The 17,402-nt window shown below is 34.0% G+C and carries 17 protein-coding genes; 7 read left to right on the forward strand and 10 right to left on the reverse strand.

Going from position 1 to position 17,402, the window contains the following annotated elements; all coding sequences use genetic code 11:
- The first annotated feature begins 36 nt into the window (after nucleotides 1-36).
- Entirely contained in the window at nucleotides 37-672 is a 636-nt protein-coding gene (locus tag Q0871_RS03325; RefSeq protein WP_299317835.1) for an alpha/beta hydrolase, read from the forward strand.
- Between the two features lie 12 nt (nucleotides 673-684).
- Nucleotides 685-1,152: a GAF domain-containing protein gene (locus Q0871_RS03330; protein WP_299317838.1), complete on the forward strand. Its 468-nt coding sequence runs from the start codon at nucleotides 685-687 to the stop codon at nucleotides 1,150-1,152.
- 69 nt (nucleotides 1,153-1,221) lie between these two features.
- Here the strand turns inward: Q0871_RS03330 and Q0871_RS03335 are convergent, their stop codons facing one another.
- A complete protein-coding gene (locus Q0871_RS03335; protein WP_299317841.1) occupies nucleotides 1,222-4,242 on the reverse strand; it encodes a ThuA domain-containing protein in 3,021 nt (1,006 codons plus the stop codon).
- A gap of 126 nt (nucleotides 4,243-4,368) precedes the next feature.
- Between Q0871_RS03335 and Q0871_RS03340 the strand changes: the two genes are divergently transcribed.
- The 4 genes from Q0871_RS03340 (at nucleotide 4,369) to Q0871_RS03355 (ending at nucleotide 8,577) form a co-directional block, all read left to right on the forward strand.
- Nucleotides 4,369-4,950 carry a YdeI family protein gene (locus Q0871_RS03340; protein WP_299317844.1) on the forward strand — a complete coding sequence of 194 codons (582 nt, stop codon included), beginning with the start codon at nucleotides 4,369-4,371 and terminating at the stop codon, nucleotides 4,948-4,950.
- A gap of 134 nt (nucleotides 4,951-5,084) precedes the next feature.
- The gene (locus tag Q0871_RS03345; RefSeq protein WP_299317846.1) at nucleotides 5,085-5,852 is read left to right on the forward strand and encodes a CDP-alcohol phosphatidyltransferase family protein; all 768 of its coding nucleotides are present in this window, start codon (nucleotides 5,085-5,087) and stop codon (nucleotides 5,850-5,852) included.
- A gap of 90 nt (nucleotides 5,853-5,942) precedes the next feature.
- The gene (locus Q0871_RS03350; RefSeq protein WP_299317847.1) at nucleotides 5,943-7,319 is read left to right on the forward strand and encodes an amidohydrolase family protein; all 1,377 of its coding nucleotides are present in this window, start codon (nucleotides 5,943-5,945) and stop codon (nucleotides 7,317-7,319) included.
- Between the two features lie 13 nt (nucleotides 7,320-7,332).
- The gene (locus Q0871_RS03355; protein WP_299317849.1) at nucleotides 7,333-8,577 is read left to right on the forward strand and encodes an amidohydrolase family protein; all 1,245 of its coding nucleotides are present in this window, start codon (nucleotides 7,333-7,335) and stop codon (nucleotides 8,575-8,577) included.
- Between the two features lie 94 nt (nucleotides 8,578-8,671).
- Here the strand turns inward: Q0871_RS03355 and Q0871_RS03360 are convergent, their stop codons facing one another.
- The 4 genes from Q0871_RS03360 to Q0871_RS03375 are packed head-to-tail and all read right to left on the reverse strand — an operon-like array spanning nucleotide 8,672 to nucleotide 11,385.
- Nucleotides 8,672-9,295 (reverse strand): DUF998 domain-containing protein, encoded by a 624-nt coding sequence (locus Q0871_RS03360; RefSeq protein ID WP_299317853.1) that lies wholly within the window; start codon nucleotides 9,293-9,295, stop codon nucleotides 8,672-8,674.
- A 56-nt stretch (nucleotides 9,296-9,351) separates the two neighbouring features.
- Nucleotides 9,352-10,251, reverse strand: a complete 900-nt coding sequence (locus Q0871_RS03365; protein WP_299317855.1) for a sterol desaturase family protein — start codon at nucleotides 10,249-10,251, stop codon at nucleotides 9,352-9,354.
- A gap of 46 nt (nucleotides 10,252-10,297) precedes the next feature.
- Nucleotides 10,298-10,936: a hypothetical protein gene (locus Q0871_RS03370; RefSeq protein ID WP_299317857.1), complete on the reverse strand. Its 639-nt coding sequence runs from the start codon at nucleotides 10,934-10,936 to the stop codon at nucleotides 10,298-10,300.
- Between the two features lie 26 nt (nucleotides 10,937-10,962).
- Nucleotides 10,963-11,385, reverse strand: a complete 423-nt coding sequence (locus Q0871_RS03375) for a VOC family protein (protein ID WP_299317859.1) — start codon at nucleotides 11,383-11,385, stop codon at nucleotides 10,963-10,965.
- A gap of 325 nt (nucleotides 11,386-11,710) precedes the next feature.
- On the opposite strand from Q0871_RS03375, the gene can reads away from it, so the two are divergent.
- Nucleotides 11,711-12,352 (forward strand): carbonate dehydratase, encoded by a 642-nt coding sequence (can, locus tag Q0871_RS03380; protein WP_299317860.1) that lies wholly within the window; start codon nucleotides 11,711-11,713, stop codon nucleotides 12,350-12,352.
- A 26-nt stretch (nucleotides 12,353-12,378) separates the two neighbouring features.
- On the opposite strand, the gene Q0871_RS03385 is transcribed toward can, so the two are convergent.
- From Q0871_RS03385 to Q0871_RS03405, 5 genes are all read right to left on the reverse strand, one after another.
- Entirely contained in the window at nucleotides 12,379-12,924 is a 546-nt protein-coding gene (locus Q0871_RS03385; protein WP_299317862.1) for a pyridoxamine 5'-phosphate oxidase family protein, read from the reverse strand.
- Between the two features lie 52 nt (nucleotides 12,925-12,976).
- Entirely contained in the window at nucleotides 12,977-13,462 is a 486-nt protein-coding gene (locus Q0871_RS03390; protein WP_299317864.1) for a hypothetical protein, read from the reverse strand.
- Between the two features lie 1,036 nt (nucleotides 13,463-14,498).
- Nucleotides 14,499-14,975, reverse strand: coding sequence for a hypothetical protein (locus Q0871_RS03395; RefSeq protein WP_299317866.1), 477 nt, complete (start codon nucleotides 14,973-14,975; stop codon nucleotides 14,499-14,501).
- Nucleotides 14,975-15,424, reverse strand: coding sequence for a GNAT family N-acetyltransferase (locus tag Q0871_RS03400; RefSeq protein WP_299317868.1), 450 nt, complete (start codon nucleotides 15,422-15,424; stop codon nucleotides 14,975-14,977). Before Q0871_RS03400 ends, Q0871_RS03395 begins: the two co-directional genes overlap by 1 nt.
- Nucleotides 15,425-15,716: 292 nt before the next feature.
- The gene (locus Q0871_RS03405) at nucleotides 15,717-17,105 is read right to left on the reverse strand and encodes a hypothetical protein (protein WP_299317871.1); all 1,389 of its coding nucleotides are present in this window, start codon (nucleotides 17,103-17,105) and stop codon (nucleotides 15,717-15,719) included.
- Nucleotides 17,106-17,402: the final 297 nt, after the last annotated feature.

The following is a 17,402-nucleotide window of genomic DNA, read 5'->3' on the forward strand; positions in this document are numbered from 1 at the left end:
TTTGTGAGATTATAGTCATTTCTATAAAAGTTTATTTTGAAAATATACGCTATTAGTGGATTAGGTGCTGACCAAAGAGTTTTTAATCATTTAACTCTAGATTTTGAGCTAATAGCTATAGATTGGATTACTCCCCACCACAACGAATCTATTAAAGAATATTCGAGAAGGCTTAGCGCAGTTATAGACACCAATGAAGAGTTCTGCTTAATCGGAGTTAGTTTCGGCGGATTAATTGCCACAGAAATCAATCAAATACTTCATCCGAAAAAAGTAATTCTTATTTCTTCTGCACAAACAAAACGTGAATTAAGACCCATTTATAAATGGGTAGGCAAATCAAGAATTTTAAAGCTTGTACCTGCTTCTCTTTTCAATCCACCAAGGTTTCCTGCGAGGTATATCATCGGAGCCAATAACGCTAAACTATTTTATGAGATATTAGATGATACCGATTTAAACTTTGTGAAATGGGCTTTACAAGAATTTACTACTTGGCAGAATTTAAAGCAATCAGCAAACGTTATTAAGATTAATGGCACAAAAGATAAATTGATTCCCCCTAGAGGGACTACAAAAATGAAGCTAATTGAGGGTGGCGAACACTTTATGATAGTTGACCGAGCAAATGAAATCAGCGAAATCATTAATTTTGAATTGAAAAATTCTTAGAAAAGAAATAAAATGAACAACTCTAAAGAAATTATAGCAGCTATACATACTCAATTATCAAAGGATTCCCCAAATTGGGATAGCCTTTTAAAAACAGTTATAGAGCATTTTGACTGTTCTACCGGCACCTTACACTTTTTAGATAAAGACGATTTATTACAGCTTCAATCGCAAGTAGGTATTCCTGAGTTTTTGATTCCGAAGTTGTCTACTATCCCTATCGGTAAAGGTATGGCGGGTATTGCTGCAGAACGTAGAAAACCTGTTGAAATGTGTAATCTACAAACGGATGATTCTGGCGTAGCTAGACCTTCAGCAAAAGATACAAAAGTAGAAGGTTCATTAGCCGCACCATTATTATACAATGAAAAGCTTTTTGGAACTATAGGTATCGCTAAACCTGTACCTTATGATTTTACAGCACCTGAAATGGATTTACTAATGGAAATTAGTGAATTGATAAGCAAAAAATTGATCTAATTATTTAGCTTATGTAAATAAAAAAAGCCCGCTATATCGCGGGCTTTTCAATTCAAATTAATCGTTATTTTATTTATTGGACTTACCTGGTATCACTACAGATTTAGAACCCGTTAAAGGTATTGTACCTTCAGCACCTGCATCAGTATAACTTGCTGTAATAACCATTACATGATCAGGAGCTGATGCTGCTGCAGTAATAACCCCTTTTGATGGTAGCGATTTTTCTTTCTTATCATCACCGTTCAAGGAAAGAATGTATAATCCTATTTGTCTAGTTTCATCTGAGGTTACATTAGGATGCGCTGGCATAGTAACTTCTCCCCAAACACCATTACCACCTGTTTTAATTTTACCCTGTAAGTACTTTAAAGCATCTTTACGCTCTTTATACTTTGCTGCCACATCTTTATAATTTGGCCCTATAGAAGCTGCAGCCTCTTTATGGCACACTTTACAATCCATTGCTTGGGTTAATGCTTTACCAGTAACCGCTGCAGAAACCTGTTGATGTCCTAAATTCATAGCTACCTCATCCATTCCCTCCAAATAATCAACACTTACAAAAATATTACTAGGGTCAATGACAGTTCCATCAGCATCGGTCACAGAAACATCATATTTGATTTTTTGTCCAGGTACATAAAATTCAGGAACACCATCTGCGAGAGAAATACTTACCTCTGGTGCAGTATTACCAGCAATAATACTAGTACCCTCACTAATTGTTTCTGCTCCTTTATTATCAAATACTGTTACTTTTAATTTAAAAGCCCCTGCATCTAGATAGGTATAATCAACAGAAGGTGCTGTTGTCTCTTTGCTTTCACCATTACCAAAATCCCATAAATAAGAAACAGTATCATTATCTCGATCATCTGCTTCTATTTTAGCGCTAACTTTTAAGGGTGTCTTACCATTGGTTTCACTAGTGGTTACAGAACTTATTACAGGTGGTCTATTACCGCCATTATATTCTATATAACCTAATGCTGAATTTGCGTTTTGTGAAAACCAGCCACTACCATATTCTAAAAGATAGATTTTACCATTTGGTCCAACTTCCATATCAATTAAACTATTGACATTAACCTCGGGTGCAAACGGTTCCATTTTACTGAAATCTCCGTTTTTATCTAAATGTACGGCGAACATCCATCCACGCATCCAATCATAAATAATCACTTTACCATCATAGTAACTTGGTAGTTTCTCATCTCCTTGGTACATATCTGAGTAATAAGTAGGTCCTGCCATTGCATTTCTACCACCAGTTGCTGTTTGTGGAAAATCTTGAGAATCGTCATACGGATAATACACATATGCTGGCATTGCAGGTGGCAATTCTGTTAGCCCTGTATTATTACGAGAGTTATTTATAGGTTTTTTAGGATCAAATGCTGCACCTGTTTTACCTGTTTCATAGTCGTATGCATTATAAGCAAAATTGTTACCTATAAATAATGGCCATCCAAAATTACCTGCTTTTTTAGCCTGGTTCATTTCATCATATCCTCTTGGACCTCTAGTGCTTAAACTATCTGCTCTTGCATCAGGACCAACGTCGCCCCAATACAAATACCCTCTCTTCATATCTATAGATATTCTATACGGATTTCTATGACCCATAGTATAAATTTCTGGTCTCGTTTTATCTGTACCTACTGGGAATAAATTTCCTTCGGGTATGTCATACGTACCATCTTCCCTTACTTTAATTCTAAGTATTTTACCTCGTAAATCATTCGTATTACCTGAAGAACGACGAGCATCGTACTGCTCATGACCTGGTATATCATTCAAAGGTGCAAATCCGTTATTTACATATTTTACTTCTTTCTCATTAAACGGCGTTGAGTTATCACCTGTTGAAAGATATAGTAAGTTATCTGGACCAAAAGCTATGGAACCACCGGTATGACAGCAAATCTCTCTCTGGCTATCTACATCCATAATTACCTGCTCAGAAGCTACATCAAACTTATCATCCTCAAATTTGAATCTTGACAAACGATTTACCCATTCATCACCTGTTGGTGAGTAGTATACGTAGATCCAATGGTTATCGGCAAAATCAGGGTCTTTTTGTAAACCCATTATTCCTTCTTCTGCATTTACACCCGGTGTATTCAATGTTTTGCTGTATACATCAAGCTTTAATACTTCACTAATTTCTTTGGTCTCATTATTATATAACATAACCTCTCCCCTACGCTGAGCTACCAAAACATTTCCGTTAGGCAAAACAGTCATTTCAGTAGGTTCAAAAAACTGACCTTCACTTAAAGTAACTTTTGCAAAACGATCTGCATCTGGTGGTATTTGAGAAGTTACTTTAGAATAATCTAAATTTAAATTCTCACCTATGGCATATTGAATTCCACCTAACAAATGCTTTAAAAATAAATCTTCAGAATAACTTTCATCTCCATGTCCACCGCCAGTATAAAATGCGCGTCCGCCATCGAAATCATGAAACCATGCTATAGGATGAAAATCTCCGTTAGCACCACCCTCATAGGTAGACTCATCTAAGGTCATCAGAACATTTATATCTGGATTGATGTTTTTGTAGTTATACAATTCATCTTTTCTAGTCCATACAGAGTCGGTAAAAAACTGTGTAGCCTTAAAGTTCTTGTCCTTAATGATGAAATCAGCTGTTGGCATGCCCTTTGGGTGACTCAAAAATTGTGCTCCTGCCAGGTCATTGTACCAACCCCAATCATATTCGGTATCTGCCGCAGCATGTACACCAACATAACCACCACCAGCTTGAATATAACGCTCAAAAGCAGCTTCTTGATACTGATCTAATACATTACCAGTAGTACTTAAAAATATAATAGTTGAATATTGTTTTAGGTTTTCATCTGTAAATAAATCTGCATTCTTGGTAGTATCGACTGCAAATCCGTTTTCTGTTCCTAACTTTTGAATGGCTGCAACGCCCGCAGGTATTGACCCATGCTTAAAACCCATAGTTTTTGAGAAAACTAAAACTTTAGGTTCTCCTTCTCGTTTATTGCCACCACATGAGACAATAATAAGCGCAAAACCCAAAAGCAGCGCAATGAAGATTTTTTTCATACGTAAATTGTTGTTGTTTAGTTGATTTTAGAAAGCATAAAAATAGGGTGCGCATCTGTATTAACCAATACTTTCTGTGTTAATCATTGTACATTTATGATAAATTTATACCCCTATAATAGATTTATGATAAACAAACCCGAGTTATATTTTAAAAATGATAGTGAATTCAAAAATTGGTTACACTATAATCATTCTGATCATACGGGAGTTCATCTCATTTTCTACGCTGTAGCACATGAAAACGAAAGTATGCGATGGGAAGAAGCTGTACAAGTAGCACTTTGTTATGGATGGATAGATAGTACGGTTAAAAGCTTAGGCAATGGTAAACGAAGACAGTACTTCTGCCCAAGGAAACCTAAAAGTGTTTGGAGTAAAGTAAATAAGAACTATATAAAAGAGCTCAAAGCTAATAGCAGAATGCAAGCCGCTGGGTTAGCTGCAATTAAAATTGCTAAAGAAAATGGATCTTGGACTTCTCTAGATGATGTGGAAAACGGAGTAATACCTGAAGAATTACAACTTGCTTTCGATAAAAACCCCGATGCATTTAGCAACTTTAAGAACTTTACCCATAGCCAACGTAAAGGCTACCTCTATTGGTTAAATCAAGCAAAACGATTAGATACACGCAATAAAAGAATAAATGAAATTATATGCCACTGCGCTGAAAACATAAAATATAGAAATGGTGGCGGACGATAAAATAGAAAAAAACATTTAAACTGCAATCGATTAATACGTTAGCTAATTATCAATTAAACCTTATTTTTACATTCGCTTTTGTGGTGTACCAAGCCAACGTGTTTCCGTTATTGGTTTTCCCGAAGATGTATTAAATGTCTAAATTACCTAAAGAACATCAGTTCTTAGATTTATCTGATTACGGTCGCCCTTTTGCCTTTATAATTGCCAACCGTTTAAAAACAACCATTTTTACACCAATTCACGTTACGCTGGCATTTACGGTCTGCGGACTTCTAGCTATTGGCTTTATCTTAGAAGGGTTTTATTGGTCAGCTTTACTTTTTCTAGTTTTAAAATCTATTCTTGACGCTGCAGATGGCGAGCTGGCACGTATTAAGAAAATACCTTCGCATATTGGTCGATACTTTGATTCTATTTCAGATTTCATACTTAATTTGTTATTCATACTTTCAATTTGGTACATAAATGATAGTACTATTTTCTTTGCATTGGTGGCTTTCGTAGGACTACAATTACAAGGCACACTCTATAATTATTACTATGTAATTTTGAGAAATAAGTATGATGGTGATACCACAAGTAGGGTATTTGAAAATAAAACACCCAAAGCCCTCAGCGGAGAAAATCAACAAACTGTAGACTTACTATATCGCATTTACTCATTTTGTTATGGTCCTTATGATCGTATTATTTATGGTCTTGATAAGAATGCCATTAAAGGAATATATCAACCCAAATGGTTAATGACCGCAGTCTCTACTTTTGGGCTGGGCTTTCAATTACTGCTCATTGGGCTCTTTTTAGTATTGGGTTTAAAAGCCTATATAATTCCCTTTTTCATAGGGTATAGCCTACTAATTTTTGTTTTTATCTTAATCAGACAATTATTAAATAAGTAATTATTTTTACCTTTCTAATCCAACCAAAAAAACAACATGAATATTTCAATTATATTAAAACAGTCTTGTCTAGTCTTATGCTGTTTAACAATGCTTTTATCATGTAAATCTGAACCGCAAACAACCTACGATGTAATCATAAAAAATGGTAATCTTATTCATCTAGAAGATGGTTCTGTTTCAATTTCAAATATTCTTATTAATGACAATAGAATCACAAAAATCATATCTGATTCTGACTTAACCTACATTCAAGCTGAAACTATAATTGATGCAAAAGGTAAATTTATAGTACCAGGCTTTTGGGACAATCACACACATTTTAGAGGTGGAGATTCATTAATCAATGCAAATAAGAACTTCTTGAAACTCTTTATGGCAAATGGAATTACCACAGTTCGTGATGCGGGTGGCGATCTTACCTCGTCTGTTTTAGAATGGCGAAAAGCTATTGCAAAAAATGAACTTGTTGGACCTACAATTTTTACATCTGGACCAAAAATTGACGGACCAGGTGGTACTTGGGCCGGTTCTTTAGAAGTAGATACTGATGAAGATATTTCTAAGGCTTTGGACTCTTTGCAAGCTATACCATCTGACTTTGTAAAAATTTATGATAGCCGTATTTCGGGAGAGAATTATTTAAAGGTGATTCAAGAAGCCGAGAAACGAAATTTAATTACATCGGGGCATATGCCTTTTACAGTGGAGCTTGACGCTACTATTGATGCTGGCATTGATGCGGTAGAACATTTGTACTATATCATGAAAGGGTGTTCTAGCTATGAGAAAGAAATCACACAACAATTGATTAATAAAGAAATCGGATTTTGGGATGCCATGCCCCTACTCCAATCTTCATTTTCTGACTCCACCGCTTTAAAAACATTCGAGCATTTAAAATCGAATGACGTATTTGTAGTACCTACACTACATATTGGCGGAGTGCTTAGCTATTTAGATGAAGTTGATCATACGAATGATGCCTATTTAAAGTATATGAGCTTCGGAATTCAGCAAACCTATAAAGGTAGAATTGACCGTGTAAAAAATGCAACCGTAAAGCAAGTGACAGACCGTAAAGCACTTGATACTTTTTTCGGTAAACTTGCTTATAAACTGAATGAAAACGGAGTATCTCTTTTGGCTGGATCAGATAGCGGAGCATATAACAGTTATACGTATCCCGGTATATCATTACATAAAGAAATGGAAGCCATGGTCGCTACCGGAATTTCTCCTTTAGATGCACTTAAATCATCTGCTTATAATGGTGCTAAATTTTTAAAACAAGATGCTGATTACGGAACTATTTCTGAAGGTAAAATTGCTGATATCGTTTTACTGAACAGTAACCCGTTAGAAGATATTAAAAGTACCAAAGACATCTTTATGGTAATTTCTAACCGAAATCAACATTCCAAAACTGACTTAGACAACTTATTAACCTCTGCTATTGCCAACTAAACAAACTACCTTTATGAAATCAATATTATTTTTATTTCTATTATCTGTAAGTCTATGTTCTGCTCAAACACTCTTAAAACCAGACCAAGTATTCGACGGTAGTGAATTACATACAAATTGGGTGGTGTTAGTCGAAGGAAATCAAATTACGTATGCAGGAAATGCGAACGGAATAAATCTACCGAACAACACCACAGAAATAGATTTGACTGGCAGTACTTTAATGCCTGGAATTATTGAAGGTCACTCCCATGTTTTATTACACCCATACAACGAAACCGATTGGAATGATCAGGTACTTAAAGAATCGCCTGTTGAACGTGCAGTTAGAGGTACCGTTCATGTAAAGAATTCTTTAATGGCAGGTGTAACCACCATGCGAGATTTGGGCGCTGAAGGTGCCGGTTATACGGATGTTTATTTAAAGAAAACTATTGATAAGGGAATTATAGATGGACCACGTTTATTGGTTGCGGGACCTGCAATTGTAGCTACAGGAGCATACGGACCAAAAGGATTTCACGACGGTGTAACTGTGCCCTTAGGTGCCGAAGCTGCAAGCGGAGTTGATCAGTGTATTGAAACCGTTCGTAGACAAATGGGTAACGGTGCCGATTTAATAAAAATATATGCCGATTATCGTTGGACACCAGGTGCCGATTCTAAGGCGACATTTTTACAGGAAGAAATTAATGCAATGGTTGCGACCGCTACTACTGCAGGAAAATATGTAGTCGCACATGCCGGTACTCCCGAAGGAATGAAAAGAGCCATTCTCGGTGGCGTTGAAACTATTGAACATGGTGATGGCGGTACACCTGAAATTTTTAAGATGATGAAGGATAAAGGTATCGGTCTATGCCCTACTCTTGCTGCTGGCGATGCCATTACGCAATACCGAGGTTGGAACAAAGCTACAGACCTAGAACCTGAGCGTATTAAACAGAAACGCAAGTCTTTTAAAATGGCGTTAGATTCTGGTGTACAAATTGTATTTGGTGGTGATGTGGGTGTTTTTACCCACGGAGAAAATTATCGTGAAATGGAATTGATGGTAGATTACGGAATGAAGCCTTTAGCGGTCTTAAAATCTGCTACCTCTGGTAATGCCAGTATGTTTCATTTAAATCAATTAGGAAGCTTAAAAGAGGGGTTTTTAGCTGATATTATTGCAGTAAAAGGGAATCCCGTAAAAGATATCTCTTCTGTGAAAAATGTGTCTTTTGTAATGAAAGATGGTGTGGTTTATAAGGAGTAGTTGTTGGTTGTTGGTTTTTCGAGACACGGTCACTTCGGCTACGCTCAGTGACCTTTAAATTTAATATCTTCTACAGATTACTTTGTACTTCGTATTAATCCACACACTTATTAATTCGCAAGGCACTAGAAACCATAAAAGTGATAAACGAGATTTCTATAACTCGCTGTAGAACTCCTCGGTAACCTGAATTGGGGTCGGAAAATAGGGAGAATATGAAAATGCCACTTATAATTCCTGTGATCATTGCAATTTGAGATAAACGCTCGTAGTTTTCAAACTTCTTTAACCCTAATCCTATACCTATTAAACAAATTGGAAAAAAGATATAAGTTAAAGAAGCCACTGCATTATGTATAAGTTGTGCAAGGCTAGAATCTATGACATCTGTTGGGCAGCCTGCATCACACGGAAAAAATCCGACTAATACAGTACCCAATCCGTAGAATAATGCCAATCCGAAAAACCCGGCTACTATCAATTTGGAACTTGGAAAATATTTAGGAACACTAAAGCAAAAGATAGTAATGAGAATTCCGCTAGGCACATATCCGAAGTACTGTAAATACTGACCATATTCAGTATTAGACGCAAAAGATTCACTTATGTACTGACTTACCACACTGTAGTCTTCTATTAATAATGGACCAACGATGGCGGCTATCGCAAATAAACTTACTCCTAAAATTCCTATGTATGCTACTAGTTTATTGGTCATTCTTCTGGTGGTTGGTTTTTATATGACGCTCAAAAGACCTTTATGTTACACAAAAATTATACTTCTACCTTTTTATGCTCTTCCCACTCTCTTCTTAAATCTGTAGAAAGAATACTGGTACCATCATGTTTCCAGCCTGGTGGTTTTGTTAGGTATTTGAACCTATTTACCAATGATGTTTTTGATGTGAAGAAATCTCCTAGCATCTTGTACCATTCTGCAAAGGCAATTTTAATAGGATTATAGGTATTAATATTCGCTACTAAACCATAAACAGGCTTTTCATCTTCTGGCTCGAAGGTGCCTAACAACCTATCCCAAATAATAAATACTCCGGCATGATTTCTATCTAAATACTGCGGATTGGTAGCATGGTGTACCCTGTGATGGCTTGGTGTATTAAAAATGGCTTCGAACCACTTGGGCATTTTAGTAATGAACTCGGTATGTATCCAATATTGATAGATTAGACTGACTGACATCTGCACCAAAATCATCACTGGGTGAAAACCGATAAGCACTAACGGAGTCCAAAATATGAAGGTATAAAATCCGCCAGACCATGACTGTCGTAATGCAGTGCTTAAATTATAATTTTTAGAGGAATGATGCACCACATGGCTCGCCCAAAAAAAACGGCTGACATGGCTAGTTCTATGAAACCAGTAATAACATAAATCTTCTGCAAAAAGTAAAATCAACCAAGACCACCAGGCAAAGGGAATTTCAAACATGTGATAAAAGTTATATAACAAATAAAAGAAGCCTAGCGCAATGCCTTTGGTTACCAAACCAATTGCCACATTGCCCAAACCCATAAGAATAGAAGTACCGGCGTCTTTAAACTCATAATCATGGAGTTTCACTTTAACCGATAGAATAACTTCTAGAATTACGGTCACCGTAAAAAACGGAATGGCGTAGTGAATTAAATTGGGGATTTCAGGAATTTGCATGATCTGTAATTAGTCTCTTTAAAGATAAAGATTAATTACAAAAAATCTACTTACTTATTTTAGAGCGCTTTTCAATCTCCAATGCTCTTTTATAAAATATTCTAAACTCCTTTTCAGAATATTTAGCGCGCATAGCAGAAAGAACATCAGACAAACCTAAGCTGCACCAATCCCACAACATAGTATCAAAATTATAGGCATACATCTGGTCTTTTACTTCTGCCCTAATAGTATCTACCTCTAGAGATGTAAATCCATTTTCTATGAGTCTAGCCAAACAACGTTCTTCGCTTTCTTTGGTAAATTCGGTATCTAGATAAGGCTCTAGAATCCAATCCCAGTTCCAACTTTGAGGTATAAGTCTAATATTGTTACTTTTATAAAACTGCTTCAATCTTTGTTTATGTTCTGACGAAACAAATATGATATCGCTTTCAGTATAGACTTTACACACTCCGAAATCAACCGACATACCTTCGATATCACTTGCAGAAATTAGTGTTTTAGAATAGGCAATCGATGGTTCAAAAGGATAGTCGGTAATTACAATTTCACTTTCTCGTATTTCAGATTTACCGATACCGCATAATAAGTTTTTAGTATTAAAAAGATTCAATGAACTACTAGAATCCGATAAGGGTTTTTTATACTTGAAATTGAATATTTTTTTAAGAGATTTACACATCTTTCCGCAGTGATAAAATGACCAACTTATTGTTGCTGTTGCTGCTGTTGTTTTAGATTTTCAATAGGCTGAAGTAAATCCCACATGTTGCCGTATAAATCCTCAAAAACTGCTACCATACCATAAGGCATTTTTTCTGGTGAACGCACAAATTTAATTTTACGTTCCATCATTTTGTAATAGTCCCTCCAAAAATCATCGGTGTATAGAAACAGAAAAACACGACCGCCCGTCTGGTTACCAACACTTGCCATTTGCTTTTCGTTAGCTGCTTCTGCCAATACCAACGAACATTCTTTTGAACCTGGCGGAGCTACTATTACCCAACGTTTACCATCGCCCAAGTCGGTATCTTCGATAAGGTTAAAATCTAATTTCTTGGTGTAAAATTCAATGGCTTTATCGTAATCACCGACTACTAATGCTACTCGTGCTATGGTCTGTTTCAAAGTATTCTTATTTTATGGATATTAAAAATACCGCTTATAAATTAGTTATCGATGTAAACTGGTTTTATTGGATACCTGGAGTTTTGTTTTCCGCTTATTATCCATCTCATGAATTATTGGTGAATTAGCATTTTTACTCAGTGTTTATTTTTCATATTAATTCTATAGAAGAGCTTACCTTTAATAATTAAGTTTCTATGAGAAGGATCATCACCTTAAAAAGGTGATATTAATATTGAATACAATTTCTGAATAGGAAAGTTTTAGAAAGTATTTCGAATACCAAGTATTCCATTTAGAGCATTAATAGGACAAAGAAAAGAATATGAAATTAGATTTTTATAAAAGCTTAATTGAAAATAATAAAAAATGGGTCGAATCTAAATTAGATGATGACCCAGATTTTTTTAAGAAACTAGAGAAAGGTCAACAACCACCTTTGTTATGGATCGGTTGTTCTGATAGTCGGGTACCTGCCAACGAAATAATTGGAGGTAAACCAGGAGAGGTTTTTGTACATAGAAACATAGCCAACATGGTGGTACACTCAGACATGAATATGCTTAGTGTTTTAGATTACGCGGTAAATGTGCTTAAAATTAAACACATTATTGTGTGTGGTCATTATGGGTGCGGTGGTGTAAAAGCTGCCATGGGAAGTAAATCTTACGGATTAGCAGATAACTGGATCCGGCATATTAGAGATGTCTACAGACAACATCAAAAAGAGCTCGGAGACATAGTAAATGAAGAGCAACTCTTTGACCGTTTTGTTGAGTTCAATGCTATGGAACAGGTTTATAATCTTGCTAAAACTTCTATTGTACAAAACGCATGGGAAAGAGGTCAAGAATTATTTTTACATGGCTGGGTATATGGTGTAGGTACAGGAATTGTAAAAGATTTAGAGGTAAATTTTAGCTGTAATTCTCAATTAGAGGAGTTCTATAAACTAGGGATTATATAATTATAGATTGATTACGAATAGAAGCATTAATCTTCAAGAATATTAGTTTCAAATCCGTCAATACTTTTGATGTTTTTATTTTTCCAATATGCTTCAATCTTATCCTCTCCTTGCTTTTTATACCAATTATTTAAGGTTGTTCGCTCTTCTTTAAAATCCATGAACGGAACTGCAAAACCACACGAGGTCTGAACCAAATCTACTTGCATTTCAATAATTTGCCTTGCCCCTATATTTTCAGGAAACAGTTGAGAAAAGTGATTAAAAACACTGTCACGTTTATGATATATTTTGGCTTCGCCATATAATCTTAAAATCATGGGCTTACCTTCAAAAGCACAGAACATGATGGTCATTCTATTATTCTTCAACAAATGAGCTGCAGTTTCATTACCACTACCCGTAAGATTTAACCAAACAATTTTACTCTGATTAATCACCCTAAAAGAATCTGTGCCTTTGGGCGAGACATTTACATTGCCTTCAACAGCTGCTGTGCCTACAAAAAATATCTTCTGGTTTTCTATGAATTCTTGTAATGCGGGAGTGATAGCATCTAATTTCTTTCCCATGGTTTCTTGTTTGGTTGATGATTGTCCTAATTTACTACCCTTAAAATGGTTATCATAAACTGGCTGTCATTTTTCCTAAATTAATCTTCTCTGCTTTGGTGAAGTTAATATCGCGTACATACTCCATCTTGCCCCATAAATAGGCATTCCCTTTAAGTCCTTTGGTTATTCGCATTCTGCGGTTGAGTCGTTTTGTTTCTTGTTCGGTCGCTAATCTTCTTTCGCCAAGCTCACCGTATAATTTTATTGCGGGATAGTCTGAAAATTTTTCTTTGAACAATGCTCTAAGCCAAAAGAACCTACTACCATTTACACCAAGCAGACATACATTCTTATTCATTTTTGCATGTAACGGTAATTTCTTTGGAAACTTTTCGAAATAAAATCCGGACTGATTATCATTTAGAAACAAAGAACCAATTGGTGTAACAGTCGGATTATTCTCTACATCTACAGAGGCAACGGAAATATGAAAATTTGAACTAAAACTCTTATTGAAATGTGTTCTTATCTTCTTCCAGTCTTGAGTGATGTTCATTACTATGTAATTTATAAGTACGAATATTATCTAGCTAACAAGTTAAACTAAAAAACAATCTGAAGTAGTTTTACGAATAAGTCATTTCTATAAACATAAAAATATACTTTGGCAATTTTAACAATATCACTAAAGCAAAGGAAGCCAATAAACTGTATAAAAACTTCCTGTTATGGTTTTTAAATTTCCGATTTATAAAATATAGCTGTACGGGAATAAATAGTAGTAAAGCAAAAATAGCCGAGGCTATAGATGCATAGAAAAAGAACATTAGTGCCATGCCTTGCAAAACATCAAAAAAAGCATTAAAACCTTCCAATAGAGCATCTATTTAATCAAATCCAGAAACTCCACTATTACTTGAGTCGTTGGTATCAAATAAAATACTTACTTCAATGAAAAATAATACCGTGTTGAACAGTAAATAAAGTAATAACCAAATTAGCTTTTTAAGTATGTTGTTCATGGTAATCTGCAATTTTCAAAACCACAAGTATAAAATGAACTTTTACGGTCAAATGAGGTGATATAACTGTTTATTTAAACTAAAATTATATTGTTGTTCTTCAAATTGACATTACTATTAACTTCTACAATTGCTAATTCGCTTTTCCAAAAATTAGGTTTTAATACCTTCCCTTCTTTCATAGCTTTTGCTTTTTTACACTTTTTCTTAATTAGCTTAAATACTTCGGAGTATAATTTAAACGTAGAAAATTCTAATGTTGAAAGCACTTTATTATTTTTTAAATAGATAATTTCTTTAGAATACGTTAATTGAATACCCAGTACGAAAACTTGCTTTTATATTTGAATACTTTATCATTCATTACTTATAAATTTACGTGTAACAATAATTTCAATTGATTAGAATTTGATAATCATGCACACTGTAGTTAGCGGAGTTTGTATTATTATCATTTCCATTTTTTTACATTACTATATGTTTTAAAAGATAATTTAGTCTCTATAAATTCGTCTTAGGTCCCTAACTTATTATTTTTACGTTCTTTTGTAATGCGTTTTAATACGCTGCTTAGCTTACAGGTTTTAATCGGTTAAATTTGGACTCTTGAACATTGTCAGTCTTCCAAATATCAAGTTCATAATAGTCTTCTCCATCAAGTCCATCTTCTGAGCGTTTATCTAAATTGGAATAATATACTCTTACTCTATAGATACCATTGTCTATTTCAATCCGTTTTGCATCAGGAAAATATTCTGTACATCCAATTACCACCAACTTTCCAGATATTATAGATAAATCAGCTTCATTAATTTGAAAAACTTGTTTTAAGTTTTCTTTTATTTTTGGTTCTGATTCATATATTTTAAGAGTTACTGGGACGTCCATATTTCGAACAGTTCCAATTCCGATTCCATCACTAGTATACGCAAGAAAATTATCAAATGAATACTGGTCCCATGCATCTCCAAAATTGGGTATCATATTTTCATCATGAAGATGAAATTGAAAATAATCTGCAAAAATCTCCAACTGATATTCTTTCATTATTTCAACTTATATACATTTGGGTTATGTTTCTCCATATAAAATTTAGGATTTGGTAATTCTGTAAAGCCAAACTTTTTATACAACCATTCAGCTGTATCAGTTAATAAAATCCAGCGCCTTAACCCCTGAAGATTTGGATGCTCCATAATTTCATTCATTAGCAATTTACTTAACCCCTTTCCTCTATATTCATTTAAAACATAAACATCTCCTAGATATGCAATAGTTGAATAGTCTGAAATTATTCTAGCAAAACCAATTTGCTTGTTATTATGATAAAGCCCAAAGTTCAATGAGTTATCAATTGATGTTTTCAAGGTATGGATAGGAATTCCATTTGCCCAATCGGTTTCATTTGCAAGGAATTTGTGAATGCTCAGAATATCTAGCTTATCCTTATCTGTTGAAATGGTATATTCATTTCTATGAGCTTCTCTAATTGTCATTTCTATTTTTATAATTAACACCTAAAGGCTAAAAATGCATAGTTCGATAGCACACTGTTATTTGCTTTTCGCCACGCACGTAGGGCTATCTTTTGGATATTGCTTTTATCAAAGCAAAATCACAAAGATTTTGTACTATTCTAATCACACACAAATCTTCGAGTAAGGTATAAGTACTTATTGTTTATAGGTTGGGTGGTAAAACCTTTAAATACTTGTAACTTTAATTTTTATAAAATATAGCAAAATTTCAAGAATACTGTTGCTCTTTCAGTATATAAAATATTATCAATTACATACATGTTCCAAAAATTAATTTTTTCTCTTGAAGAATGAAAGGGTTACGCCTCCAAAAATTAGAACTCCTTTTAGAATTTTCTAATACCGAAATAGAAGAAAGAGGTTGTTTTATTTTTGTAATATTTGAAGGCTTATAATGAATTGATAATATCTCTTGTTTTGTTATAATTTGATTTTTAATGGCATCATCATTCTTTGACGTTAAAATTATTTCTTCAATCACCTGACCATGCCTAATATAATGCGATTTATCTGCCTTTTGTTTACAAGAAAAAAGTATTTTCTGATTTTGCTCTACTATTTTACCAGGATAGTTATTTAATTCTGAAGGCTCTTTTTTAATGCAATGTTCATACCTTAATACTGCATAATTACCTTTGTCAATGTAAATTAATCCTGAAGATTCTTTGATTGCTGAATGACCGCGATAAGATGCCAGGTTATTTGGGGATTTCTCTACAAACCTAATTTTATAAACTTCTTTATTATTATAATCAATAACTCCCACCTTAGTAAGAGAATAAGACTTAGTTCTATATAAAACATTTGATTTACTTAATAATAAATCCCAATTAAACATCTCTGTCATTTCGACAAAATTGGTTTCGTTATCTTTTAAATTCTGTTTCTTACCAATCGTTTTAAATTGTTCTATTTCACCGTATAAATTTTTACTTGTCCTAAACGATTTCTTCATTCCCTTAGAATTGAAGGTTTCTACAATTGCTTTAAGACCGTATACTGAATCGGAATCAATAGATTTGATATAGTTATAGAAAAACTTTTGATTGTAGGGGTTTTGAGTATAATTGAATGAAACATTTTTTCTAGCTTTTTGAATAATCTCTTCTGCTGTAAGATTAATGTTGCTTGCAGTCACGGTAACTCCATCAAGATTTATTTGATTAAAACTTTGAGTTTGTAACCAAATTTCATGAATTTTTTTTGGAGCTTTTGCTAATTCTTCAATGCTAATGGTATCATTTATGAAGCCCATTGCAGATATAACAATTTTGTCATCAATAAAATCTTTTGATAATGAAATCTCAAATTCTCCATTTTGATTAGAGAGAATATTTCTATTATTTTTTAAAAATGTAATTTCCGCATTTGGAATCGCTAAGCCGTTTTCGATATTTAATACAATTCCTTTTGCATCAATCAGTTCTTGTTGATTTGAAACTATATAAGCATTATCTATATTTTTTAAATTGTGACATGAAAAACCCGAACTTAAAGTCTTAAAATTAGCCAACGATTTGTTATTACATATTGGCTCTATAATAGGATTTGAACTATATTTTTTTTCAACTGTATGCCCAAATGCGGAGTTTAGAAAAATTAAAATAAGCAATGAACTAATAAGTTGAAGATTCTTCATGATAATATATTTAAGCTGTTATTAAAAGAATATCAAATTTGTAATAATCTTTTAATTAAAAATTTATTTATTTTATAATAACAACCAACAATTGAGCTAAGCATTTTTAAGAGACAAGAAATTCTTCTTTTCTATTAAAGAACAGAGCTAAAATATTAGTCTACTTAGTTGGCAATCATAGTTTTATTTTTTTACCCGCTCAATAACCAACATTATAACCACTGACAGAATAGCCACTACAATTGCTTTAACCCAGTCGATTTCATCTTTTGCAAAGGCATCATAAATTATAAAACC

The organism is uncultured Maribacter sp. (genome assembly GCF_947500985.1).
Classification (GTDB): Bacteria; Bacteroidota; Bacteroidia; order Flavobacteriales; family Flavobacteriaceae; genus Maribacter.